Raw genomic sequence first — 24,968 nt, 5'->3', positions numbered from 1 at the left:
GCGCCCGCGAAGAGAAATCCGGGCCGGCCCGCTCCCTCGGCCCTGCTGACCAGGGCTTCCACGGTCTCCCTGTGGCACGCTGAGAGAACACCCCCAGCACCCCGGCATCCCCGGCTCGCCCGCAGTCCAGGAAGGAGCGGCGTCATGGCCGTGCAACCGCTGTCGCAGAAGGAGATCGAGGACCGGCTCGCGGAACTGCCGGGCTGGTCGCTCGACGGTGACCGTCTCACCCGCTCCTACCAGCTGTCCTCGCACTTCGCGGCGACCGCGATGGTCGTCCACATCGCCCAGGTCCAGGACGAGCTCGACCACCACTCCGACCTCACCCTCGGCTACAACACGGTCGCCCTGAGCGTGCACACCCACAGTGCCGGCGGCGCCGTGACCGAGAAGGACGTCGAGCTCGCCCAGCGGGTGGCGGCGCTCGCCCCCGGCCACGGAGCCCAGTGACGGCGTGCTGGACTACGAGAAGGAAGCCGACGCCTACGACGTCACCCGCGGCGGCGAACCCCGGGCCGCCGCGGCCGCGGACGCGGTGCTCGGCCTGGTCCCGCCGGACGCCCGCCGCCTTCTCGACGTGGCCTGCGGCACCGGCATCGTCACCCGGCGGTACGCGACGGCCCGGCCCGCGCTGCGGGTGACGGGCGCCGACCTGACGTACGGCATGGCCCGGATGGCGGCGGCGCGGCTGCCCGGCGCGATCGTGCTCGGCGACAGCCGCCGACTGCCGTTCCCCGACGGGGTGTTCGATGCGGTGACCAGCGTGTGGCTGCTGCATCTCATCCATGACCCCGAGGACGCCCGCAGCATCGTCGCCGAGTGCGCCCGGGTGCTGCGGCCCGGCGGCGTCTACGTCACCACCGTCGACAAGGCCGCCGCCCACGACGTCGGCAGCGACGTCGACGGGGTCCTCGCCCCGCGCCCGCGCCGACCCGCCCCGGACGCCGCCCGCCGGGTGGAGTCGTACGCCGCCGCGCAGGGTTTGGTCGCCGCCGGGCGGGCCCGTTTCACCGGCCTCGGTCAGGGCCGCAGCCCTCGGGGCACCGCCGCCGACCTGCGGCGCGGCTGGTTCACCATGCTGCCGCCCGGCGACTCGCGCACCGAGCGGCTCGCCGCGCGCATGGAGGCCCTGCCGGACCAGGACCGGCCCCGCGCCGACCCCGTCTTCGCGTTGCGCGCGTTCAGGAAGCCCGGCTGAACTCCATGACCCAGTTGGTCAGCCAGGTGTCCCCGCCGTCGAGCGAGAACGCCTGCTCCCAGCGGGCGCCGGTCGCGGAGACGTCGGACCACACGAAGCGCACCCGCACGTCCTTGCCGTCGTGGGTGTCGTCGCCGTAGAACTTCCCACGCCCGTCGGTGAATCCACCGAACACGGGCGGGAACAGGGTTCCGGTGCGGCTGGACGCCCAGTTGAGCGACCACTGCTCGCTCTCCCGGTCGAAGAGCCGCAGCGTCGCGCCCTTCGCCGTCAGATGCGGCATGTCGATCTCGTCGAGGTTCGCGGCGCCGTCGAACAGCGGCCAGCAGCGGCTGGTGCCGGTGAACTCCTCCCAACTGCTGTCCGGATCGAGGAAGTCGGTGCGGCGGCGGTTGAGCACCTGCCAGTCGCCGTGGAAGAAGTCGAAGTCGTGCGGGCTGCTCATGAACGGTCTCCTGTGGTTCCTTCGGGCAGGGAGTCGGCCAAGTAGGCGTCGAGATCGGGGACTTCGGGGGCGAGCAGGTGTCGCACCCAGGCGTCCCGTTCGTGCAGGATCGGCGGCAGCTCCCAGACGCAGCCGATCCAGGGCAGTTCGGGCTTGATGAAGTGGGTCGGTCGATGTCCGGGCACCACAGCGCCGGTTGGCCGGCCGCCGCGCCGCGGAAGTGGAGCACGTTGTCCCAGACCCAGCTGTAGGCGTTGAGATAGGCGCCGGTGTCCTCGCCCCGGTGCAGCACGACGAAGGTCGCGGGCGGAGTGCCGTCCGGCTCCGGCAGCAGCTCCGGAAGGATCTCGTACGCCGCCTTCTCGACGTCGGGCGCGATACCGGCCGGGTCGGTCGTGACGTGGTAGCGCTTGATGTGCCGACCCGCGATCTCTATCGGCGGCGGCACGGTCAGCAGTTTCTCGGTGAAACTCATGGTGGGACGCTAAGGCCCCTTCACTGACATCCTGTGTCAGTGAAGTCCAGCCGACTCGTCTCGATCCTGCTGCTGCTCCAGACCCGAGGGAGGATGACCGCCGCCCAGCTCGCCGAGGAGCTGGAGGTCTCGGTGCGCACCGTGTACCGGGACGTGGAGGCGCTGGGCGCGGCCGGTGTCCCTCTGTACGGCGACGCGGGCCACGCCGGTGGCTACCGACTCCTCGACGGCTACCGCACCCGGCTGACCGGCCTGACCGCCGACGAGGCGGAGGCCCTCTTCCTCGCGGGCGCCCCCGGTCCGGCCGCCGAGCTGGGGCTGGGGTCCGTACTGGCGGCCGCCCAGCTGAAGGTGCGGGCCGCGCTGCCGGCGGAGCTGCGCGTCCACGCCGACCGGATCAGCGGCCGGTTCCATCTCGACGCGCCCGGCTGGTACGCGGAGGCCGACGCCACGCCGTATCTGCCGGCGGTGGCGGACGCGGTCTGGAACGGCCGGGTGCTGCGGGTGCGGTACCGCCGCTGGGCCCGGCCGACGGAGGTGGAGCGGCGCCTTGAGCCGTACGGGCTGGTGCTGAAGGCGGGCCGCTGGTATGTGGTCGCGGGTCCGGGGCCGCGCACCTTCCGCGTCGACCAGATCCTCGAACTCGTCACGTCCGACGAGGAGTTCGTCCGCCCGGACGGCTTCGACCTGGCCGTGTACTGGACGGCGTACCAGCGCGACTTCCATGAACGTCTGTACCGGGAGGAGGCGGTGGTGCGGCTGGCGCCGGGGGTGACGCACCCGAGGGCGAAGGTGTACGGCCCGGAACAGCCCGACGGCTGGACCCTGGCCCGGGTGCCGATCGAGTCCGTCGACCGCGCGCTGGCGGAGTTTCTCTCCATGGGGGCGGATGTCGAGGTGCTGGAGCCGTTCGAGCTGCGGGAGCGACTCACGGAAACGGTAAGGGAGTTGGCGGCGCGATACGCCGGATGAGCGGCAACCTTCCGGTGGGCGGCGACGACCGGGTAGTGGAACCCGTCCGTCCTCCCAGGAGGTACGTCTCGTGCAGCACCCGCACCCGCATGCGCACCCCCACCCCCACCAGCACCGCAGACGAAGGGCCGTTCTCTCCGCGCTGGGCGCCACCGTCGCGCTCGTCGCCGCCGGGCTCACCCAACTGGCCACCCCCGGTACGGCGGAGGCCGCGACCGCCCGGCAGGTGGAGAAGCTGGACCGGGGTGTCGTCAGCGTCCACACCGACGCCGGCAACCTGGTCAGCTGGCGCTGGCTCGGCACCGACCCCACCGACGTCTCCTTCAACGTCTACCGGGCCGGTACGAAGGTCAACTCGACCCCGATCACCGGCTCCACGAACTACTTCCACTCCGGCGCCCCCTCCCAGGCCGACTACACGGTCCGCGCGATCGTCGGCGGCGTGGAACAGGCCGACTCGGTGCACGCGATCCAGTTCCGCACCGGCTACAAGGACGTCCCGATCAGCCCACCGGCCGGGGGCACCACCCCCGACGGCGTCGCCTACACCTACGAGGCCAACGACGCCTCCGTGGCCGACCTCGACGGCGACGGCGCGCTGGACTTCGTGCTGAAGTGGCAGCCGACGAACGCCAAGGACAACTCCCAGTCCGGCTACACCGGCAACACGATCGTCGACGGGATCAAGCTCGACGGCACCCGGCTGTGGCGCGTCGACCTGGGCCGCAACATCCGCTCCGGCGCGCACTACACGCAGTTCCAGGCGTACGACTACGACGGCGACGGCAAGGCCGAGGTCGCCATGAAGACGGCGGACGGCACGGTCGACGGCACAGGCACGGTCATCGGCAGCTCCTCCGCCGACTACCGCAACTCCAGCGGCTATGTCCTGTCCGGGCCCGAGTACCTGACCATGTTCAACGGCCAGACCGGCAAGGCGATGGGGACGGTGGACTACGTCCCGGCGCGCGGCACGGTGTCGTCGTGGGGCGACTCCTACGGCAACCGGGTGGACCGCTTCCTCGCGGGCACGGCCTACCTGGACGGCGCCCGCCCCTCCCTGATCATGGCCCGCGGCTACTACACCCGTACGGTCATCGCGGCCTGGGACTGGCGAGGCGGCGCCTTCACCCGCCGCTGGACCTTCGACACCAACTCCTCCACCAACTCCGGCAAGGGGTACGACGGTCAGGGCTCGCACAGTCTGTCCGTCGGGGACGTCGACAACGACGGCAAGGACGAGATCGTCTACGGCGCGATGGCGGTGGACGACAACGGCAACGGCTTGTGGACCACGAAGACGGGTCACGGCGACGCCCAGCACTTGGGCGACCTCGACCCCTCTCACGCGGGTCTGGAGTACTTCAAGGTCTCGGAGTCGTCCTCCCAGCCGGCGGAGCTTTATATCAACCCGGCGAACGGCACGGTCAACTGGAGCCTGGCCGCGTGCTGCGACAACGGCCGCGGTGTGGCGGGCGACATCTGGGCGGGCAACGACGGCGCCGAGGTCTGGTCGGCCTCCGACTCCTCCATCCGCGACGAAGCGGGCGCGACGAAGGGCCGTGAGCCCTCCTCCGTCAACTTCCTCTCCTGGTGGGACGGCGACACCACCCGTGAACTCCTCGACGGCACCCACATCGACAAGTACGGCACCTCCTCCGACACCCGCCTCCTGACCGGCGCCTCGGTCCACTCCAACAACAGCACCAAGGCGACCCCGTCCCTGTCCGGCGACATCCTCGGCGACTGGCGCGAGGAGGTCGTCTGGCCGACGACGGACAACACGGCGCTCAGGATCTACTCGACGCCGTACGAGACCACGACAAAGATCACCACGCTCCTCCACGACACGATGTACCGCACGGGCCTGGCCTGGCAGAACACGGCTTACAACCAGCCCCCGCACCCGAGCTTCTTCATCGGCAACGGCATGGCGACGGCACCGCGCCCGACCGTCTACACCCCCTGAGGGACAACGCGTCGAGGCCCCGCCCGGAGCACCTCCCGGGCGGGGCCTCGTCGTCAAAGGGCTCTCAGCTCACCGTGCAGCTCTGATCACCCACCTTGAACGCGGTCGGTTTCCCGTTCGTCCCCGACCAGCTGCCCGTGAAGCCGAAACTCACGGAGGAGCCCGCCGCCACGTTGGCGTTCCAGGTGACGTTCTTCGCGGTCACCGAGGAACCCGACTGGGTGTAGTCGGCGTTCCAGAGCTGGCTGACGGTCTGGCCGTTCGGGAAGGTCCAGGCGAGGGACCAGCCGGACCAGGCGCTGGTGCCCGTGTTGCTGAGCTGGACGTCCGCCTGGAAGCCCCCCGACCACTGGTTGGTGATCTTGTACGTCACCGCGCAGGCGCCGGTCGGGGTGGGGGTCGGGTCGGTGCCGCCACCGCCGTCGCCGCCGCCGCTCGTGTCGGAGGTGTCGCCGTAGATCACGCCCCGGCCGTTCGTCGAGACATAGACCCGGCCGTAGACACGTGGGTCGCCGGTGATGGCGGCGCCCGTCCAACCCCACTGGTGGGCGTCGTCGTTGATGCGGGTCCAGGTCGAACCCTGGTCCGTGGAGCGGAAGATGCCGCGTACGCCGCCGATCTTCGCGCTGGTGTAGAGGGTTTGGTAGGTGGCCCCTGTGGCCGCCTTTCCGAAGCCGATCGTGTCGGCCTGGTCGACGTTGGAGAGCTTGGTGAAGCTCGTACCGCCGTTCGTCGAGTGCCACAGGCCGTACGCGCCGTCACTGGCGCCGCCCGCCAGCCAGACGTCACCCTTCGTGCCGGGCAGCGCCTTGAAGCGGACGCTGTCGCCGGCCGGGAGGCCCGTCGCGGAGGACGCCGTGAAGGTCGCACCGCCGTCCGAACTCACATAGAACTTGCCCGACTTGAAGCCGTAGAAAGTTTTCGGATCCACTCGGTCGGCTTCGACGATCGCGCCCGCCGGGATGCCCGACGACGCCGACCAGGAGGAACCGAAGCCCGTCGTGTACTGGACGCCGGTGCCCGTGGGGCTCCACACGAAGCGGCTGCCGTCGGACGCCGCCGCGACCGTACCGCCCCCGCTGACGCCCGAGGGATCGGTCCCGCCGAACCAGTTGGCGCCGTTGTCCGTCGAGAAGGCGATGTGCGGGCCCGAGTCGAGGTCGCCGACCCGGACGACCGTGTTCGGGTTCGTCTCCGCGAAGTCCAGGCTGGTCGTGGTGGTGAAGTTCGGCTGGGTGTACATCATCGACGGGACCTTGGTCAGGTCCGTGTGCCGGAAGCCGCCGACGTCACCCAGCGCGCTGAACAGCAGCGCTCCGCCCGACGGGGGAGCGGCGATGTCGTTGACCGCCGTCTCCTCCAGGCCCTGCACCATCGGCTTGATGGTGAACTGGCTCCCGGAGTCCCAGTTGGTGAGGTTCTCCGTGCCGTAGATCGTCGCACCCGTCCCGTACATCATCCGGTTGGAGTTGAACGGGTCGATCTCCAGCGACTCCGTCATCCACCCCAGTTTCGGGCTCTGTTCGGGCGGTGACGGGTTCGCGCCCCAGGTCAGCCAGGGGGACGAGGAGACGTCCATGGTGTAGCGGTTCGAGCGGTTGGGGTACGAGGTGTAGTCCCATGCCCTCGTCCAGGTCGCGCCGCTGTCCGTGGAACGGAAGATCTGGGTGTCGGGCCACCACGAGCTGTACGCCGTCGCCATCAGCGTTCCCGGATGCTGACGGTCGACCGTCACACCGCTGAAGCCGTAATAGGTGTCCGCCTCCGCGACCGGGCTGATGTTCGTCCAGGTGCCCGTCGCCGTCGCGTACCGCCACAGCTGGCCCTTGCCGCCGTCGTACGGGCCGCCCTTGTCGCTGTAGGCGAGATAGAGATAGCCGTTCGTCGCGTCCAGCACGCCCTTGTGGGCCAGGTATCCCGTCGGCTGACCGGCGAGGCGCGACCAGGTGGCGCCGCCGTCCGTCGAGCGGTACACCGAGTTCTGCAGGTCGGCGACCCCGACGTAGATCGACTGCGTCGCACTGCCCGAGGTGCCCGTCTTCTCGTCGAAGGTGACCCAGACGATGCCCTGGTTGTCGTTGGCGTAGCCGGAGGTGTCGCTGGCGTCCTGCACATAGTTGCCGACGTTGGGGAAGTTGGTCACCTGCGACCAGCTCGCGCCGGAGTCCGTGGACCGCCACAGGCCCTTGCCGCTCGGCGCGCCCAGATACAGCACGCTGTTCTTGTTGGGGTCGACGGCGAGCCGCTCGCCCATGCCGCGGCCCGGCATGTTGCCGCCCAGCTTGAACGGCAGGTCCGCCTTCTGCCAGCTGGCACCCCGGTCCGCGGAGCGCAGCACGGCACCGTTCCCCGGGTCCCAGCTGTTGGTGTACGTCCCGACGGCCGCGTACACCTTGTCGGGGTTGACGGAGTCGGAGGCCAGGCTGACGACGCCGGTGTGCCCCCAGTCGTTCCAGCCGACCGAGTCCAGCAGCGGCGTCCAGGTCTTGCTCGACTCCTGCCAGCGGTAGGCGCCGCCGATGTCGGTGCGGGCGTAGGCGAGGTTCTTCTCGGAGCGGTTGAAGACGATGCCGGGGACGAAGCCGCCGCCGTCGATCCGGGCGTTCTTCCAGGTGTACGTGTCGGCGGCGAGCGTCACCTTCGCGGGGCTGTCGGCCGCGAGCGCGGGCGGGGTGCCCGCGAGGAGACCGGCCGCGAGAGCGAGGACGGCCGTGAGGATGCGGGTTCTTCGCACGGGGTGTCCTTTCCGGGATGTGGGGGAGGGAGGGGACGTGCGGATGGGCGTTTTACGGGCGCCCGACAGGCGCCTTGCGGGTGCCTCGCAGGTGGAGTAAGCGCTTTCTACTCGGTCCGAGAGGTGCCGGGCGGCCCCCAGTGCGGGAGGGGGCCACCCGGCCGGTCGGCCCCGTCGTCAGGTGACGGGACCAGATACGCGGGGCTCCTCAGGCGGAGCGCCTGGCGGGGGCTATTCGAGCAGCTCCGCGTACGAACCCATGGCCAGGGCGATGTCCGCCTGGGCCCAGAAACGGTGGTACGTGAACGACGGCACCGCGCCACCCGCGAGGTACGCCGAGATCTTCGACCAGGCCGGGTCGTTCTTGTAGAAGGACCTGATGGACTCGAAGGTGGACGAGGAGTTGATCGCGTCGCCGTTCGGCATCTTGCCGGTCCAGCCGGACGGGACGTAGACCGTGTCGTCGAACCGGTTGTAGTCCGCCCGGTTCTCCGGCACCGCGATGCCCAGGCTGTCCTGGTAGTTGCCCCACATGCCGTCCAGGAGCGCCTTCGCCGTCGTCGCGGCCTCGGTGTCACCCGAGCGGTCCGCGTAGTACGTCAGGGTCTTGGCGTACGCGGCGGCCACGCCGACGTCGTTGGTGTAGTCGGCGACGGTGACGTGAAGTCCGCTGTTGGAGCCGGGACTTGACGCGTTCCAGGTGTCGGGCTGGCCCGACCACTGGAGGGTGGAGGGGATCTGGTAGGTGCCGTCCGGGTTGATCGTGGTCTTGGACAGCGCCCAGTCGACCCACTTGTCGAGGACCGCCTTGGCCTGCGCGTTCCCCGTCTGCTGGTAGTACTCCGCCACCCGCTCCATCGACCACGCCTGGAAGCCGAACCACTGGTTGGACGGCGGGTCGTGGTACACGGGCTGCTGGTCGTAGTACATGCCGTAGAAGGTCGACGTACCGGCCGGCGGAGTCGCGTAACGGCCCGCCCAGCTGTTGGTCGCACCGCCCGCGATGGCGCCCTCGTTCGACTGCAGCCAGCGGTAGAACTCCAGCTGCCGGGTGAGCGAGGTGCCCCAGTCCGCCGCGCCGGTCGAGGACTTGGGCTTCAGGTCGGCGTAGGAGCTGAGCGCGTAGGCCGCCAGGGGGTTCTGGTAGCCGCCGTGCACATGGCTGGAGCCGATGCGCCAGGCCCAGCCCGCCGAGGTGTCGGTGGCGCCGCCCCACGCGTAGTACCAGGACAGCAGGTACGCCGAGGAGTTCTTGCCGGTGCCGGCCGCGCAGGTTGACGGACCGACACAGTTGCCGATCTTCTTGAAGTACTTGTCGTACATGGCGTAGCGCAGATAGTCGCCCATCTTCGCGGCCTTGCCCACGGTCGCGGAGACGTCACTGCCCTTGCCCTGCTGCTTCGCCCAGACGTCCGCCCAGTACGCGGCCTGCACGGCCCGCGCGTCGGCGTCCGGGGCGTTGGTGAACTTCCACTGCTTGGCGTAGGAGGCGTCACCCGTGAACAGGTCCAGGTAGCCGTTGGTGCCGCCGTACTTGAACTGGTCGCAGGTCGGCTGCGGCACCGTCTCCCACACCGACTCCTGCGCGCCGCGCTGGAAGGTGTTGATGTACGAAGGACCGGTGTCGGTCGGCCCCGCCTCGCACTTGCCCGGCGAGTTGCCGTAGCCGTAGACGTTGTCGACGTCCTGCAACCAGTGCATTCCGTAGACGTCGTCCGTGCCGTACGCCGACTTCAGCTCGCCCGCGATCGGGTCCGCGCCGACCGAGACCGACGAGTCGAGCTTCGCCGGATACTCGTTGGGCGTGTCCAGCTCGGGGGCGTACGTGGCCGGCTTGGAGGCGTTGTAGAAGGAGTTGGTCGGCTGGTCGGCGTGGGTCGGGATCATGTACTTCTCCATGATGTCCCAAGCGCCGTTGAACTTGGTCCAGTCGCCCGTCACCTTGCCGTACATGGCCTGCAGCCAGAGCAGGTAACTGTAGGCCTCTGACGTCGTCTCGTGGCCGTGGTCAGGGGCCTCGACGATCAGGGTCTCCACTGAGTGGTAGGGGATCCCCTCGGGTGAGAAGTAGCCGTTCGCCGGGTTGGTGATCTTCCCGTACAGATCCAGGAAGCGGGCGTCGTACTGTTTCGACGCGGCGATCTGGGTGACCGTCACCGCCGCCTTCGCATGGCCCGTGGCGCTCGACTCGAAGGTCGCCGCACCGGTGCCGGAGGAGTCGGCGGTGATGGTCACCTTCTGGGCCGTGCTCCAGTTCGACGGGGTGAAGGTCAGGGAAGCCCCGCCGGTCACGGACAGGCCCGAGTTGCCGCTCGCCCGTGCCGTCGTGACGGTCACGTTGGCGGACGGCTGGGTCGACAGCTTCAGGTCGTAGGTGGCCGTCTTGCCCTGCTGGACGGCGAGTTGAGTCGTCGAGGCCACCACGGCGGGACCCGAGGCGACCGTGATGCCGACCGGGGTCGACTCCGCTGACGCCCCCAGGCTGTCGTACGCCTTCGCGAGGAGCGAATGACTGCCCACGGTCAAACTTGAAGCGGAAAGAGAGTAGGGAGACGTCGTGTCGGTGCCCAGCAGCGTGGTGTTGTCGTAGAACTCCACCTTGCTGATGGTCGCGTTGTCCGCGGCCGCGGCGGTCGCCGCGAGCGGGACGGCGTCGCCCTGGGTGTAGACGGCGCCCGCGGTCGGGCTGGTCAGCACGGTGATCGGCGGCTGGTGGGCGCCGGTGCACGTGGTGCCGTTGATCGCGAACGACGTGGGCGCGGCGTTGCTGCCGCTGTAGCTGAACTGCGCGCCGGTGGAGACCGCGGCGCCGGCCGCGATGGTCCCGTTGTACCCGGCGTCCTTCACCGAGATGTTCTGACCGGACTGGGTCCAGGTCCCGTTCCAGCCGTTGGAGAGCTTCTGGTTACCGGTGTAGGCGTACGTCAGCGTCCAACCGTTGATGGCGTCCGTGCCACGGTTGGTGATCGTCACGTCCGTGGTGAAGCCGGAGCCCCAGTCATTGGTCTTGTAGTCGACACTGCAGGCAAGTGCCGCCGCGGACGCGGGAGTTGAAGCCGTACTGAGCATGGCGAGCGGAAGGGCCATGGCCGCCACGACGGCGGTCCACAAGCGCCGGACGGCCCGGCGTCTCCTTCTGGGGAGCATGTGCTGGTTCCTCCTTGCGGCTCGGAGAAGTCAAGGCTTGAACCAGTGGGAGCGCTCCCATAGTGAGGACGAGGGTGTGAGGGGTCAAGGTGCTTGAAGAGTCGAAAAGATTCGATGAATGTGGTTGAGGAAAAGTCAAGTGACGCCTCTGTTCTTTGACGTCACTTGCCGCTAGCTTCGGTGGCACCAGTGGGAGCGATTCCATCAGTCGACGCGTCCGTCACGACGCGCCAGATCTGTAAGGAGTCGCTCATGCGACACCCCCCGCGTTCAGGACCTCGTTCAGGTCTTTTACTTGCCGGCGCAGCCGCGATCGCCCTGCTGGGCACCGCGGTCGCGCCGGTGGTCACGGCGTCGGGAGCCACCCCCGCGTGCACGGTCGAGTACTCCGTCACCAGTCAGTGGGACACCGGCTTCCAGGGTGCCGTGACGATCACGAACAACACGGCAGCCGTGAGCAGTTGGAGCCTCGGGTTCGACTTCGCGGGCGGCCAGAAAGTCACTCAGGGCTGGAACGCCAAGTGGTCCCAGTCCGGTACGACGGTCACGGCGGCCAACGAGAGCTACAACGGCTCACTGGCCACCGGAGCGAGCGTCAGCGCCGGCTTCATCGGCACCCGGTCGGGGAGCAACCCCGTACCGACGGCGTTCAAGCTCAACGGCACCACCTGCAATGCCGGCGCGGACCCCTCGCCCACGCCGACCCCCACGCCGACCGACCCGACGGACCCCGGTGACCCCGACACACCACCGGCCCTGAAGGTCTCCGGGAACAAGCTCGTGGACGCCGACGGCACCACCCGTCGTCTGCTCGGCGTCAACCGTTCCGGCGGCGAGTTCATGTGCGTCCAGGGCCGCGGCATCTGGGACGGACCGGTCGACGACGCCTCGGTCAAGGCGATCGCCGACTGGAAGGCCAACACGGTCCGCATTCCGCTGAACGAGGAGTGCTGGCTCGGCCTGTCCAACATCGACGCGGCCTACTCGGGCGCCAACTACATCAACGCCGTCAAGGACCTGGTGGCGAAGGTGAAGGCGCACGGCATGACCCCGCTGGTCGAACTGCACTGGACCTACGGGCAGTACACCGGGAACTCGGCCGGCTGCTCCGACGTGCACGCCAGCTGCCAGAAGCCGATGCCCGACATGCAGTACACCCCGGCCTTCTGGAAGTCGGTGGCCAACACGTTCAAGGACGACCCGGCCGTCGCCTTCGACCTGTTCAACGAGCCCTACCCGGACCGCGCCACCGCCACGACCACCCAGGCGTGGCAGTGCTGGCGGGACGGCGGCACCTGCTCCGGCATCGGCTACGAGGTCGCCGGCATGCAGGACCTCGTCGACGCCGTGCGCGGCACGGGCGCGAAGAACCTGATCCTGGCCGGCGGGATCGCGTACTCGAACGACCTCAGCCAGTGGCTCACTTACAAGCCGACCGACCCGGCGGGCAATCTCGCCGCCGCCTGGCACGTGTACAACTTCAACACCTGCTCCAACGAGAGCTGCTGGAACTCCACGCTCGCCCCGGTGGCGGCCCAGGTGCCGCTGGTCGCCGGGGAGATCGGCGAGAACACCTGCGGCCACTCCTTCGTCGACCAGGTCATGAAGTGGTTCGACGACCGCGGTCTGTCCTATCTGGGCTGGACCTGGAACACCTGGGACTGCTCCTCCGGCCCCTCCCTGATCTCCAACTACGACGGAACCCCCACGTCGTACGGCATCGGGCTGCGCGATCACCTGCGCGCCCTGAACGGTTAACACCCGCAACCGAGAAGGAAACCCGCACTCATGAGTCGTACGAGAACCGCGCTCCTCGCTGCCCTGGCGCTGGTCGCCGGGGCCTCCGGGACGGCCCTCGCCGTGGTCCCCGGAGACGTCGGCATCTCCGCCATCCCCTGCACCGTCGACTACAAGGTGCAGAACGACTGGGGCACCGGCTTCACCGCCAATGTGACGATCACCAACAACAGTGCCGCCAAGAGCAGTTGGGCGGTCAAGTGGTCGTACGCCGGGAACCAGAAGGTGACCAACGGCTGGAACGCCAAGGTCACCCAGAGCGGGACGGCCGTCACCGCCGCCAACGAGAGCTACAACGGCACGCTCGCCACCGGCGCTTCGACCAGCTTCGGCTTCCAGGGCACCTACAGCGGCACCAACGCGATTCCGACCACGTTCACCCTCGACGGCGTGACCTGCAACGTCGACGGCGGCACCGGCCCCACGGACCCCACCGACCCGACCGACCCCGGGACCGGCACCAAGGTCGACAACCCGTACAGCGGCGCCAAGGTGTACGTGAACCCGGAGTGGTCCGCGAAGGCCGCCGCGGAGACCGGCGGCAGCCGGATCTCCAACCAGCCGACCGGTGTGTGGCTGGACCGGATCGCCGCGATCAACGGCGTGAACGGCGGCATGAGCCTGCGCGACCACCTCGACGAGGCGCTGCGGCAGAAGGGCTCCGGTGAACTCGTCGCCCAGTTCGTGATCTACAACCTGCCGGGCCGGGACTGCTCCGCCCTCGCCTCCAACGGCGAGCTCGGCCCGACGGAGATCGACAAGTACAAGACGCAGTACATCGACCCGATCGCCGCGATCTTCGCCGACCCCAAGTACGCCTCGCTGCGCATCGTCACCACCGTCGAGATCGACTCGCTGCCCAACCTCGTCACCAACACCGGCAGCCGTCCGACGGCCACCCCGCAGTGCGACGTGATGAAGGCCAACGGCAACTACCAGAAGGGCGTCGGCTACGCCCTCAACAAGCTCGGTGACGTGCCCAACGTCTACAACTACGTCGACGCCGGTCACCACGGCTGGCTCGGCTGGGACGACAACTTCGCCCCCAGCGCGGCCATCATGAAGGAGGCGGCCACCACCGAAGGCGCCACCGTCAACGACGTGCACGGCTTCATCACCAACACGGCCAACTACAGTGCCTTGAAGGAGAACAACTTCACCATCAACGACACCGTCGCCGGCAAGTCCGTCCGCGAGTCCAAGTGGGTGGACTGGAACCGGTACACGGACGAGCTGTCGTACGCCCAGGCGTTCCGGAACCAGCTGGTCTCGGCCGGCTTCAACTCGAACATCGGCATGCTGATCGACACCTCCCGAAACGGCTGGGGCGGTACGGCGCGGCCCACGGGGCCGGGTGCGACGACCAGTGTGGACACCTATGTCGACGGTGGTCGCTATGACCGTCGTATCCACGTCGGCAACTGGTGCAACCAGTCCGGAGCGGGTCTCGGCGAGCGACCGCAGGCCAGCCCTGCGGCCGGGATCGACGCCTACGTGTGGATCAAGCCGCCGGGGGAGTCCGACGGTGCGAGCTCGGCCATCCCGAACGACGAGGGCAAGGGCTTCGACCGGATGTGCGACCCGACGTACACGGGCAACCCGCGGAACGGGAACAGCATGTCCGGGGCGTTGGCCAATGCGCCGCTGTCCGGGCACTGGTTCTCCGCGCAGTTCCAGCAGCTGATGCAGAACGCCTACCCGCCGTTGTCGTAATGGTGGGCTGGTGGCTGCGGGCTGAGTGTGGTTGATCGCGCAGTTCCCCGCGCCCCTTCAGGGCGGTGACGCCGCCGGGGTTTGTCAGTTCTGTGCTGACAGGCCTCGGCGGATCGCTTGTTCCACCGGGGAGTAGTCGGCGTCCACCCGCTCCAGCTCGTGGGGGACCGCCGACATCAACGGTGGTTGTGCCATGAAGCGGGGGCGAGCGCCGTGGTGTGGCTGGGCCGCGTGGACCAGGAAGGGGTGGCAGAGGTAGACGTCGCCCGGTGTGCCGGTGGCGTGGGCCAGGGGGCGGTGGGCGGAGGCCTCGGTGACCTGGGGGCCGAGGGTGAGGAAGTCGGCGCCCTGTTCGCCGTACGGTGCCAGGACCCGCGGCACGTCGAGATGGGAGCCGACCCGGATCCGCGTCGGGGCGTCGGCCTCGGTGATCTCCGAGAACAGGAACAGCATCAGCAGGGCGCGGTCGCGTGAGCGCAGGTTGGTGTGGGGCAGCTGGGCGCCCTCCGGGACGTAGCTGCCTTCGATGTGCCAGCCCGCGTCGTCCGGTTCCTCCTCGTGCGGGAAGCGGAGCGGGAAGCTGCCCAGCGAATAGCGGGACTGCCAGCGGTCCTTGCCGACCAGGGCGTCGAACGCCTCATGCAGCACCGGCGAGTTGACCGCCGCCGCGAACGGGCCCTGGGCCATGTCGGCGACCCACACCACCGGGTCCTTCCAGGTCGCCGGGTCCTCGGCGGCGTACCCCGTCTCCCGCCACAGCAGGCGCGCGCAGTGCTCGGCGACGCGGGGCGCGAAGGCGCCCTCGATCTTCACGAACCCGTCCTGGAGGAACCGCTCCACCGTCTCGTCGTCCATCGGGTCATCCTGACCGCGATCACGTATGGAGCGCACCCCGTTTTTTGCCGTCCCGGCAACGGCTCTGGCCTCTCCCCGGTGCGTCGGCGCACGCTGGCCGCACACGGACGAGAGGGTGACCACCATGGCGCACGACCACCATCAGCATGAGCACGGGCACGCCCACCACGACCACGCCGACATCGACTGGTCCGAGATGGCCCCGATGCTGGAGGACCAGGCCGAGCTGTACACACCCCTGTACGAGCGGGCCATGGCGTGGCTCGCGAAACGGCAGACCGAGCCGGGGCTGGTCGTCGACGCGGGCAGCGGGCCGGGGGTCGTCTCCTGTCTGCTCGCCGATACCTTTCCCGGCGCCCGGGTCGTCGCCGTCGACAGCTCCGAGCCGCTTCTGGAGCGGGCCCGCGAGCGCGCCGGGCGGCTCGGGGTCGCCGACCGGTTCGGCACCCTCGTCGGTGAACTGCCCGACGTACTGGACGAGTTGGACTACCCGGCCGATCTGCTGTGGGCCAGCTGGAGCCTGCACCACCTCGGTGATCAGAAGGCTGCCCTGGCCGCGTTCGCCGCGCGGCTCGCGCCCGGCGGCACCCTGGCCCTGCTGGAGGGCAGCCTGCCCACCCGATATCTGCCCCGCGACATCGGCATCGGCCGCCCGGGGCTCCAGGCCCGGCTCGACGCGGTGCACGAGGAGTGGTTCACCGAGATGCGGGCCGCGCTGCCCGGCGCGGTCGACGAGATCGAGGACTGGGCGGCGCTGATGACGTCCGTGGGGCTGAAGCCCACCGGCACCCGCAGTTTCCTGCTGGACCTGCCCGCCCCGACCACCGACCGGGCCCGCCGGTGTGCCGTCACCGCCTTCACCCGGATGCGGGACGTCCTCGGCGTACGCCTCGACCCCGACGACCGTGCCACCCTGGACCGGCTCGTCGACCCCGAGGACAAGGCGAGCCTCCATCACCGCCCCGACCTGTTCGTCCTCACGGCCCGCACGGTCCACACGGCGGTCCGCCCGGTCTGACGCCGTTCTGTCCGCTCCGCCCTTGACTTCGAGAACGCTCCAAGTGATCTACTGCGCGGCGTTCACCGAAAACAGGGGGTAGTCATGACCGATTCTCCGGTCGCGCTCATCACCGGCGGCGGCAGCGGCATCGGCGCCGCCGTCGCACGCCAACTCCTCGACGCCGGGCACCGGGTGACCGTCACCGGCCGGGGCGAGGAGCGGCTCCGTGGCTTCGCCGAGGAACTCGGCAACCCCGAGGGCCTGTTGACGCTTGCCGGCGACGCTGCCGACTACGAGAGCGTGCGGTCGGCGGTCGACCGCACCCTCAAGGAGTTCGGCCGGCTGGACACCGTGGTCTCCAACGCCGGTACGGCCACTCATGATTCGGTCGCCGACGGGGACCCGGCCGGCTGGACCGAGATGGTGCTGACCAACGTCCTCGGACCGGCGCTGCTGATCCGTGCCTCCGTCGACGCCCTCAAGGAGACCCGGGGGCGGATCGTCCTGGTCGGCAGCGTCGCCGGGTTCGTGCCCACCCCGGGCAACATCTACGGGGCGACGAAGTGGGCGGTGACCGGGCTCGCCGAGAACACCCGCCGCCAGGTCACCGAGTGGGGCATCGGCGTCACCCTGGTCGCGCCCGGCCGGGTGGAGACCCCGTTCTGGGACAGTTACGGCAGCCTCCCGCCCGGTCATCTCCTCACCGCCGACCAGCTCGCCGACTCCGTCGTATGGGCCATCCGGCAGCCCGAGGGAGTCGACGTCAACACGGTCGTCGTACGGCCGATCGGGCAGCCCAACTGAGCTGAGCGCGGGTTGGTGGCCGATGCATGCGTCGCCGGTGGAGGGGTAGACGGGCGGTCCCGTGTCCCTCGGAGGGATCCCGCACCATGGCACGCACCGGCACCGGCACCGGCACCGGCACCGACACCGACACCGACACCGGCACCACTCAGCGTCGGCAGCCGCTCACGGCCCGCCTGCCCGGCGGTCCGCGCGCCGGGCAGACGGTCGGTGCGGTGGTGCTGTCGCTGTCGCCGATCTGCATCGAGCTGTCCGGCGCGGACGCCGGTACGGCCTCCCTGTACCGCTGTCTGCTCTGCGTCCCGGTGCTGGTGCTGCTGTCCCTGCCGGAATACCGCCATGAGGGTCCGCCGCCCCGGCGTCAGCTGCTGTACGGCGTCGCGGGCGGGGCGCTGTTCGCGGGGGACATGCTGCTGTGGTCGCGGGCCATCACCGAGGTGGGCGCCGGGCTGTCGACCGTGCTGGTCAATGTGCAGGTCGTGCTGGTGCCGCTGCTGGCGTGGGCGGTGGACCGGGAGCAGGTGCCACGCCGCTTTCTGCTGTGGCTGCCGGTGCTGTGCGCCGGCGTGGTGCTCACCGGCGGGCTGTTCGAGCAGGGCGCCGACGGCAGCGACCCGGCGGCGGGCACCCTCCACGCCGTGCTCGCCGCCCTGAGCTACTCGGGCTTTCTGTTCCTGCTCCGCCGCGGCGGCTTCGAGGGGCACGTGGTGACGACGTACACCGTCGTCGTGGTGTCCGCCACCGTCTTCTCCGCCCTCGGCGGCTGGGCCTGGGGCGCCCTCGACCTCACCCCGTCCGCCACCGCGCTGGGCTGGCTGGCCGTGGCAGCGGTCAGCAGCGGCATGATCGGCTGGCTGCTCGTCGCGCTCAACTCCCCGCATCTGCCGAGCCACATCGGCGCCGTCCTGCTGCTGCTCACGCCGGTCGGCGCACTGATCCTGGGCGCGGCGGTGCTGGGGGAGCGGCCGACCGTCGCGCAGTGGGGTGGGTGCGCGTTGATCCTGGTCAGCGCGTACGCCACGGTGACCAGCCGTACCCGGACCTGACGAAGGCCCGGACGGTGCTCCGTCCGGGCCCGCCGCTGTGCCGTGCCGTCAGCCGATGTCGAACGTCGCCGGGTCCGGGCCGATACGACGGTCCTCGTTGAGGGCGCTGATCGCGGCCAGGTCCTCGGTGTCCAGGCTGAAGTCGAAGACCTCGATGTTCTCCTTGATCCGGGACGGGGTCACGGACTTGGGGATCACCACGTTGCCGAGCTGGAGGTGCCAGCGCAGCACCACCTGGGCCGGGGTGCGGCCGTGCTTCTGGGCGATGGCGACGATCGCCGGAACCTCCAGCAGGCCCTTGCCCTGGCCCAGCGGGGACCACGCCTCGGTGGCGATGCCCTGCTCCGCGTGGAACTCACGGTTGGCGTGCTGCTGGAGATGCGGGTGCAGCTCGATCTGGTTGACCGCCGGGATGACCGAGGTCTCGGCGATGAGCCGCTCGAGGTGCTCCGGGTAGAAGTTGGAGACGCCGATCGCCCGGGCGCGGCCGTCGGCGAGCAGCTTCTCGAACGCCTTGTACGAGTCGACGTACTGGTCCCGGGCCGGCAGCGGCCAGTGGATCAGGTACAGGTCCACGTAGTCCAGGCCGAGCTTCTCCAGGGAGGCGTCGAACGCGCGCAGGGTGGAGTCGTACCCCTGGTCGCTGTTCCACAGCTTGGTGGTGACGAAAACGTCCTCGCGGGGGATGCCGGAGGAGGTGATGGCCTTGCCGGTGCCCTCTTCGTTGCCGTAGATCGCCGCTGTGTCGATGCTGCGGTACCCGGCCTCCAGGGCGGTCGCGACCGCCTGCTGCGCCTCGTCGTCCGGCACCTGCCAGACGCCGAAGCCCAGCTGGGGCATCTCGACGCCGTTGTTCAGGATGATCGGGGGGACCTTGCTGCTCACGAGCTCTTGATCCTTACGGTTGTCGTCAGGTGGTACTCCCATCGTCAACGATCACGAGCGGGGATGCATTCCTGACGGCGGAATAGGACAGAATCCGCCGGAAAGCGCCTCAGGCCCTGTACAACGCCTCGACCTCGCCCGCGTACGCGTTCTCGATCGCCTTGCGCTTCAGCTTCAGCGACGGCGTGAGCAGCCCGTGCTCCTCGGTGAACGGCTGCGCCAGGATGCGGAACGTGCGGATCGACTCGGCCTGGGAGACCAGGGTGTTGGCGGCGACCACGGCGCGTCGCACCTCCGTCTCCAGGTCGGCGTCCCGGACCAGTTCGGCCGCCGTCAGCTGCGGTTTGCCGCGCATCGCCAGCCAGTGCTCGACGGCTTCCTGGTCGAGGGTGACCAGGGCGGCGACATAGGGGCGGTCGTTGCCGACGACGATGCACTGGGAGACCAGTGGATGGTCCCGGACGCGCTCCTCCAACTGGCCGGGGGAGACGCTCTTGCCGCCGGAGGTCACCAGGATCTCCTTCTTGCGGCCGGTGATGGTGAGGTAGCCGTCCTCGTCGAGGGAGCCGAGGTCTCCGGTGGCGAGCCAGCCGTCGTGCAGGGTCGCGTCGGTGGCCTTCTGGTTGTTGAGGTAACCCTGGAAGACGTTGTCACCGTGCAGCCAGATCTCGCCGTCGTCCGCGATGTGCACGGTCATGCCCGGGATGGGCTGTCCGACCGTGCCGTAGCGGGTGCGCTCGGGCGGGTTGGCGGTGGCGGCGGCCGTCGACTCGGTGAGGCCGTAGCCCTCGTAGATGTGCACGCCCGCGCCGGCGAAGAACAGGCCGAGCCGGCGGTCCATGGCCGAACCGCCCGTCATCGCCTGCTTGATGCGGCCGCCCATCGCGGCTCTCATCTTGGAGTAGACGAGCTTGTCGAAGAGCTGGTGCTGCACGCGTAGACCCGCCGAAGGGCCGGGCCCGATGCCCCAGGCCTTCGCCTCCATGGCGTCCGCGTACTTCACCGCGATGTCGACGGCCTTCTCGAAGGCGCCCGCCTTGCCCTCCTTCTCGGCCTTGCGGCGCGAGGCGTTGAACACCTTCTCGAAGATGTACGGCACCCCAAGGAAGAACGTCGGCTTGAACGCGGCGAGGTCGGGCATCAGGGCGGCGGCGTTCATCTGCGGCTGGTGGCCGAAGCGGACCTTGCCGCGGATCGCGGCGACCTGCACCATCCGCCCGAAGACATGCGCGAGCGGCAGGAACAGCAGGGTCGCCGCCTCGTCGCCCTTCTTGGAGTGGAAGACCGGCTCCCAGCGCCGGATGACGGTGTCCGCCTCGTACATGAAGTTGCCGTGCGAGATGACACAGCCCTTGGGGCGGCCGGTGGTGCCGGAGGTGTAGATGATGGTGGCGACCGAGTCGGGGGTGACCGCCTGCCGGTGCCGGTGCACCACGTCGTCGTCGAGGTGCGCGCCGGCGTCGTACAGCTCCTGCACACAGCCCGCGTCCAGCTGCCACAGCTCACGCAGTCGCGGCAGTCGGTCGATGACGGTGGCGATGGTCATCGCGTGGTCCTCGTGCTCCACGATCGCGGCCGTGCACTCGGCGTCGTAGAGCATCCAGAAACACTGCTCCGCCGACGAGGTGGGGTAGACCGGCACCACCTGGGCGCCGATCGTCCACAGGGCGAAGTCGAAGAGGGTCCACTCGTAGCGGGTGCGGGAGACGATCGCGACCCGGTCACCGAAGCGGATGCCGCGGGCGAGCAGTCCTTTGGCGAGGGCGAGCACCTCGTCGCGGAACTCGGCCGAGGTCACGTCCCGCCACTGTCCCGACTCGTCCTTGCGGCCCAGCGCCACGCACAGCGGGTCCTCCTGGGCATGGTCGAACACCACGTCGGCCAATCCGCCCACCGGGGGTGCCAACGCCAACGGAGGGTTGGTGAACTCGCGCAAACCCCGCTCCCCGCTCCCTCTGACATTGGTCCGACGCTCCGCACAGCGCCGTGAAAGCTACCCCACCTATCGACGGGGCGGGAGGGGGTGCGGTTTCCGGCGGTGTACGGGTAGCGGCTGGTCAGCGCCGGAAAATGCCCTCACATGGGGAAGGGTCGGACAGAAAACTGACGGTTGAGTAAGTTTCGGACGCCTAATCTCCACCGAATCTGTACGACCCGAGCAACCCGTGCGCGAGCTGTCGGAATGATCAGTTCCGCTGCGTCGCCGTCTCCTCTGTCAGCGTCGTCGCGCCCGGATCCGTCACACCCTCCCGCGCCGCCCCCGGCGTCCTGAGCAGCGCGAGGACCAGCGCACCGCCGGTCACCGCCAGCAGGCCGGCCGCCACCGCCGCCGTGTTGAGCCCCGAGGCGAACGCGGCCCGCAGCGCGTGCTCGGGGAAGGTGCCCCGCAGCGCCCCCGCCCCGCCGCCCGCCAGCGTGTGAGCGGCGTCGCGCGGCAGCGAGTCCGCCATCCGGGAGGTGAGCACCGTGCCGAAGAAGGCGAGGCCGAGCGCGTACCCGAACTGCCGGAAGGCGTTGACCGCGCCGCTGGCCATGCCCGAGCGCTCCCGTTCCACCGTGGCCAGCGCGGCCCCCGCGACCGAGGGCGCCACCAGACCCGTACCCACGCCCACCAGCACCAGCCCCGCGACGAGCGCCGTCGACGTCGAACCGGCGTTCAGGAACGCCATGCAGAACTGTCCGGCGCCGATCAGCAGCAGCCCGCCCCCTACGGTGAACCGGGCCGGCACCCCGTGCAGCAGCCGTCCCCCGGCCGCCGCCACCACGAACGCGGCCAGCGACAGCCACAGGAAGACGAGGCCGCCGCGCACCGGCGACATCCCCAGCACGGTCTGCAACCAGATCGAGGTGTACGCCATGACCCCGAACGCCGCCGCGTTGAAGGTGAACGCGCCCGCCATCACCCCGGAGAACGCGGGCTTCAGGAACAGCCGCGGATCGATCAGCGGATCGGCGACCCGCCCCTCCACGACCAGGAAGCAGACCAGCGCCAGGGCCGCGCCCGCGAAGGCGACGAGTGTGCCCGTCGCACCCCAGCCGTGCGACCCGGCCCGCACCGCCCCGTACGTCACCCCGCCCGCGAAGGCCGCGAACAGCACGGTCCCCGCCCAGTCGATCCGGCGTCCGGCCCGCCCCCGCGACTCCGGCACCGCCCGTAGCGTCAGCCACACCGCGACCACGCTCACCGGCAGGTTGACGTAGAAGATCCACCGCCAGCCGGGCCCGTCCGTCAGCAGCCCGCCCAGCACCGGACCCACCGCGGCCGCCGCGCCGCCGGTCGCGCCCCACACCCCGAGCGCCACCGACATCTGCCGGCCCCGGTAGACCGACGCCAGCAGCGGCAGCGCCGTGGCGAGCGTCGCCGCCGCGCCGGCGCCCTGCAGGGCCCGCGCCGCGACCAGCATCGCCGGGCCGGACGCCAGGCCGCACAGCAGCGAGGACCCGGCGAACACCACGACCCCCGCCACATGCACCCGCCGTCGCCCGAGCACGTCCGCGGCGGCGCCCACCCCCAGCAGCAGCGCGGCCAGCGCCAGCGCGTAGGCGTCCATCACCCATTGCAGATCGCTCAGCGACGCGTTCAGCGCCACCGCCATGTCCGGCAGCGCGACGATCGCGATGGTCACGTCCAGCAGCAGCATGAAGGTGGCCAGACACGCCGCGGTCAGCGGCCCCCAAGTACGCATGTCCTCAACTCCTTGTCCGTGGGATGCGCAGGACTCCGTACGATGGGCTCGACGCGGCCGATCGCGGCGGTAAGAGGCATTGAATCGCCGGAATCCGACAGGAGTGGGCATGCTGGAGATGGAATCCCTCACGCTCGACCGGCTGGACATTCAGCTCCTCTCGGCGCTGGAGGTCAACGGCCGGGCCTCCTTCAGCCGGCTCGGGACGGTGCTCGGGGCCTCCGACCAGACGGTCGCCCGTCGCTTCCGCCGGCTGAGCGCCGAGGCGGGACTGCGGGTCGTGGCGGTCCGGGACGGCTTCCGGCTCGGCCAGGACCAGTGGATGATGCGCTTTCGCTGCGCGCCCGACAGCGCCCCGGCCATCTCGGACGCCCTCGCCAAACGGCCCGACACCGGCTGGATCGGCCTCGCCTCCGGCGGCACCGAGATCGTCTGCATGACCCGGCCCCGCAGCGCCGGCGACCACGACGAGCTCCTGCTCGGCAAACTGCCCCGCACCCCGGGCGTCGTGGACATCCGCGCCCACCAGCTGATCCACCGCTTCTACGGCGGACCCACCGGCTGGTCCCAGAAGTTCGGCGTGCTCACGGACGACCAGATCGCCGCCCTGCGCGCGCACCCCGAGCCCGGACCGGGGCCGGTCGCCGTCGACCCGGACGACGAACCCCTCCTCGCCGTCCTCGAACGCGACGGACGGGCCGGTTACCCCGAACTCCAGCGGGCCACCGGCCGCTCCGAGTCGGCGGTCAAACGCCGTCTGGCCGCGCTGCTCGCCTCCGGGGCCGTCTACATCGACATCGAGTACTTCTCCGAGGCCCTCGGCTTCCCCCGTGCCGCCGCCCTGTGGATCACCACCGCCCCCGGCGCCCTGCACTCCGTCGGCCAGGCCCTGGCCGCCCACGACGAGGTCGCCTTCGCCAGCGCCACGGCCGGACCCTCCAACCTCATGGTCACCGCCGTCGTCCGGGACACGGCGGCCTTCTACGCCTACCTCAGTGGCCCCCTCGGCCGACTGGAGGGAGTCCAGCACGTGGAGGCGACACCGTTCCTGCGCCGCGTCAAGCAGCTGACGTACGTCCGGCCCTAGGGCCTGTCCGGCGGATCAAGTCGCAGGAAAGCTGCGGCGCCTCATCGACGCAGGTGAGCGGGGTCTGGTGCGGTGGACTGCAAGGCGGAGGAGGGCGGCGACGCGATGGGGGCCCCTCCCGCTCGAGCGAAGCCGAGAGTGGGGGAGTCGGCAACCGACGACAACGCCGCAGGCCGGCGTGCCAGACCCCGCGTCTGCGGCATGATCCGCCGGACAGGCCCTAGCTCCGGTGCAGGCGGTCGCCGCTCGTCAGGATCGCCGCCGCCAGGGCGTCCGCCGCGCCCGGGGACGTCGTGCGGCGGTGGCCGTGGACCAGGACGAAGTCGACGCGGCCGAGTTCGGGCAGGCCCGAGCGGTCGGGGACGCGGACCAGGCCGGGAGGGATGAGGCCGCGGGAGTGGGCCATCACGCCCAGCCCGGCACGGGCCGCCGCGATCAGGCCGTTGAGGCTGCCGCTCGTGCACACGATCCGCCACTCGCGGCCCTGCCGCTCCAGCGCCTCCAGGGCGAGCGCCCGGGTGATGCCGGGCGGGGGATAGACGATCAGGGGGACCGGGCGGTCCGGGTCGAGGCGGAGCCGTTCCGCGCCGATCCACACCAGGCGGTCGTGCCACACCAGTTCGCCGCGCGGGTCCTCCGGCCGTCGCTTGGCCAGGACCAGGTCCAGCTTCCCGGCCGCCAACTGCTCGTGCAGCGTGCCCGAGAGCTCCACCGTCAGCTCCAGGTCGACCTCGGGATGGTCGTAGCGGAAGCGCTCCAGGATCTCCGGCAGCCTGGTCAGCACGAAATCCTCCGACGCCCCGAAGCGCAGCCGGCCGCGCAACCGGGTACCCGTGAAGAACGCCGACGCCTGCTCGTGCACGTCCAGGATGCGGCGTGCGAAGCCGAGCATCGCCTCGCCGTCCTCCGTCAGCTCCACCGAGTGGGTGTCCCGGGTGAACAACTGACGCCCGGCCGCTTCCTCAAGACGCCGTACGTGCTGGCTGACGGTCGACTGCCGCAGCCCGAGCCGCCGGGCGGCCTGAGTGAAGCTCAGGGTCTGCGCCACCGCCAGGAACGTACGCAACTGGGACGGGTCGTACATGGGGCCACGTTATCGCGGAACGTGATGACAGTCAGAGCGGTATACCGGATTCCCGATCGAGGGAGCGAGGA

At 70.0% G+C, this 24,968-nt stretch carries 18 protein-coding genes and 1 pseudogene; 10 read left to right on the top strand and 9 right to left on the bottom strand.

What is annotated here, in order from left to right:
- Positions 1-144 precede the first annotated feature (144 nt).
- Both OG885_RS08265 and OG885_RS08260 read left to right on the top strand, forming a co-directional pair.
- On the top strand, positions 145-450 hold the full coding sequence (locus OG885_RS08265; RefSeq protein WP_405728334.1) for a 4a-hydroxytetrahydrobiopterin dehydratase: 306 nt from the start codon (positions 145-147) through the stop codon (positions 448-450).
- 4 nt (positions 451-454) lie between these two features.
- Positions 455-1,198: a methyltransferase domain-containing protein gene (locus OG885_RS08260; RefSeq protein ID WP_405728331.1), complete on the top strand. Its 744-nt coding sequence runs from the start codon at positions 455-457 to the stop codon at positions 1,196-1,198.
- Here the strand turns inward: OG885_RS08260 and OG885_RS08255 are convergent.
- Together OG885_RS08255 and OG885_RS08250 are read right to left on the bottom strand one after the other, a co-directional pair.
- Complete coding sequence (locus OG885_RS08255) at positions 1,182-1,643, bottom strand: hypothetical protein (RefSeq protein ID WP_405728328.1); 462 nt, start codon at positions 1,641-1,643, stop codon at positions 1,182-1,184. The two genes, OG885_RS08260 and OG885_RS08255, sit on opposite strands and share 17 nt — an antisense overlap.
- Positions 1,640-2,118, bottom strand: a pseudogene (locus OG885_RS08250) (hypothetical protein). The gene OG885_RS08255 and the pseudogene OG885_RS08250 overlap by 4 nt, the downstream one beginning before the upstream one ends.
- 39 nt (positions 2,119-2,157) lie before the next feature.
- Between OG885_RS08250 and OG885_RS08245 the strand changes: the two are divergent.
- A complete protein-coding gene (locus tag OG885_RS08245; protein WP_405728325.1) occupies positions 2,158-3,090 on the top strand; it encodes a helix-turn-helix transcriptional regulator in 933 nt (310 codons plus the stop codon).
- A gap of 70 nt (positions 3,091-3,160) precedes the next feature.
- Complete coding sequence (locus tag OG885_RS08240) at positions 3,161-5,059, top strand: rhamnogalacturonan lyase (protein WP_405728322.1); 1,899 nt, start codon at positions 3,161-3,163, stop codon at positions 5,057-5,059.
- 64 nt (positions 5,060-5,123) lie between these two features.
- Here the strand turns inward: OG885_RS08240 and OG885_RS08235 are convergent, their stop codons facing one another.
- Positions 5,124-7,793, bottom strand: a complete 2,670-nt coding sequence (locus tag OG885_RS08235) for a cellulose binding domain-containing protein (protein WP_405728319.1) — start codon at positions 7,791-7,793, stop codon at positions 5,124-5,126.
- Between the two features lie 231 nt (positions 7,794-8,024).
- Entirely contained in the window at positions 8,025-10,940 is a 2,916-nt protein-coding gene (locus tag OG885_RS08230; protein ID WP_405728316.1) for a glycoside hydrolase family 48 protein, read from the bottom strand.
- A gap of 252 nt (positions 10,941-11,192) precedes the next feature.
- Between OG885_RS08230 and OG885_RS08225 the strand changes: the two genes are divergently transcribed.
- Entirely contained in the window at positions 11,193-12,698 is a 1,506-nt protein-coding gene (locus tag OG885_RS08225; protein WP_405728313.1) for a cellulase family glycosylhydrolase, read from the top strand.
- A gap of 30 nt (positions 12,699-12,728) precedes the next feature.
- Positions 12,729-14,450 carry a glycoside hydrolase family 6 protein gene (locus OG885_RS08220; protein ID WP_405728310.1) on the top strand — a complete coding sequence of 574 codons (1,722 nt, stop codon included), beginning with the start codon at positions 12,729-12,731 and terminating at the stop codon, positions 14,448-14,450.
- Between the two features lie 84 nt (positions 14,451-14,534).
- Here the strand turns inward: OG885_RS08220 and OG885_RS08215 are convergent, their stop codons facing one another.
- Entirely contained in the window at positions 14,535-15,305 is a 771-nt protein-coding gene (locus OG885_RS08215) for a phytanoyl-CoA dioxygenase family protein (RefSeq protein WP_405728307.1), read from the bottom strand.
- A 124-nt stretch (positions 15,306-15,429) separates the two neighbouring features.
- Here OG885_RS08215 and OG885_RS08210 point away from each other — a divergent pair, with 124 nt between their 5' ends.
- From OG885_RS08210 to OG885_RS08200, 3 genes are all read left to right on the top strand, one after another.
- Positions 15,430-16,323 carry a class I SAM-dependent methyltransferase gene (locus OG885_RS08210; protein WP_405728304.1) on the top strand — a complete coding sequence of 298 codons (894 nt, stop codon included), beginning with the start codon at positions 15,430-15,432 and terminating at the stop codon, positions 16,321-16,323.
- 84 nt (positions 16,324-16,407) lie between these two features.
- A complete protein-coding gene (locus OG885_RS08205) occupies positions 16,408-17,109 on the top strand; it encodes an SDR family oxidoreductase (RefSeq protein ID WP_405728301.1) in 702 nt (233 codons plus the stop codon).
- Between the two features lie 86 nt (positions 17,110-17,195).
- A complete protein-coding gene (locus tag OG885_RS08200) occupies positions 17,196-18,155 on the top strand; it encodes a DMT family transporter (protein WP_405728298.1) in 960 nt (319 codons plus the stop codon).
- Between the two features lie 48 nt (positions 18,156-18,203).
- On the opposite strand, the gene OG885_RS08195 is transcribed toward OG885_RS08200, so the two are convergent.
- The 3 genes from OG885_RS08195 to OG885_RS08185 form a co-directional block, all read right to left on the bottom strand.
- Positions 18,204-19,040 carry an aldo/keto reductase gene (locus tag OG885_RS08195; protein ID WP_405728296.1) on the bottom strand — a complete coding sequence of 279 codons (837 nt, stop codon included), beginning with the start codon at positions 19,038-19,040 and terminating at the stop codon, positions 18,204-18,206.
- Between the two features lie 109 nt (positions 19,041-19,149).
- The gene (locus OG885_RS08190; protein WP_405728293.1) at positions 19,150-20,976 is read right to left on the bottom strand and encodes an AMP-dependent synthetase/ligase; all 1,827 of its coding nucleotides are present in this window, start codon (positions 20,974-20,976) and stop codon (positions 19,150-19,152) included.
- A 250-nt stretch (positions 20,977-21,226) separates the two neighbouring features.
- Positions 21,227-22,726 carry an MFS transporter gene (locus tag OG885_RS08185; protein ID WP_405728290.1) on the bottom strand — a complete coding sequence of 500 codons (1,500 nt, stop codon included), beginning with the start codon at positions 22,724-22,726 and terminating at the stop codon, positions 21,227-21,229.
- Positions 22,727-22,835: 109 nt separating this feature from the next.
- On the opposite strand from OG885_RS08185, the gene OG885_RS08180 reads away from it, so the two are divergent.
- Entirely contained in the window at positions 22,836-23,813 is a 978-nt protein-coding gene (locus OG885_RS08180) for an Lrp/AsnC family transcriptional regulator (protein WP_405728287.1), read from the top strand.
- A gap of 220 nt (positions 23,814-24,033) precedes the next feature.
- Here OG885_RS08180 and OG885_RS08175 read toward each other — a convergent pair whose 3' ends face one another.
- A complete protein-coding gene (locus OG885_RS08175) occupies positions 24,034-24,897 on the bottom strand; it encodes a LysR substrate-binding domain-containing protein (protein WP_405728284.1) in 864 nt (287 codons plus the stop codon).
- Between the last annotated feature and the right edge of the window lie 71 nt (positions 24,898-24,968).

Source organism: Streptomyces sp. NBC_00028 (assembly GCF_045041065.1).
Lineage (GTDB): Bacteria > Actinomycetota > Actinomycetes > Streptomycetales > Streptomycetaceae > Streptomyces.
Note: the sequence above shows the minus strand (reverse complement) of the source record. Positions and strands in the feature narration are given on the sequence as shown.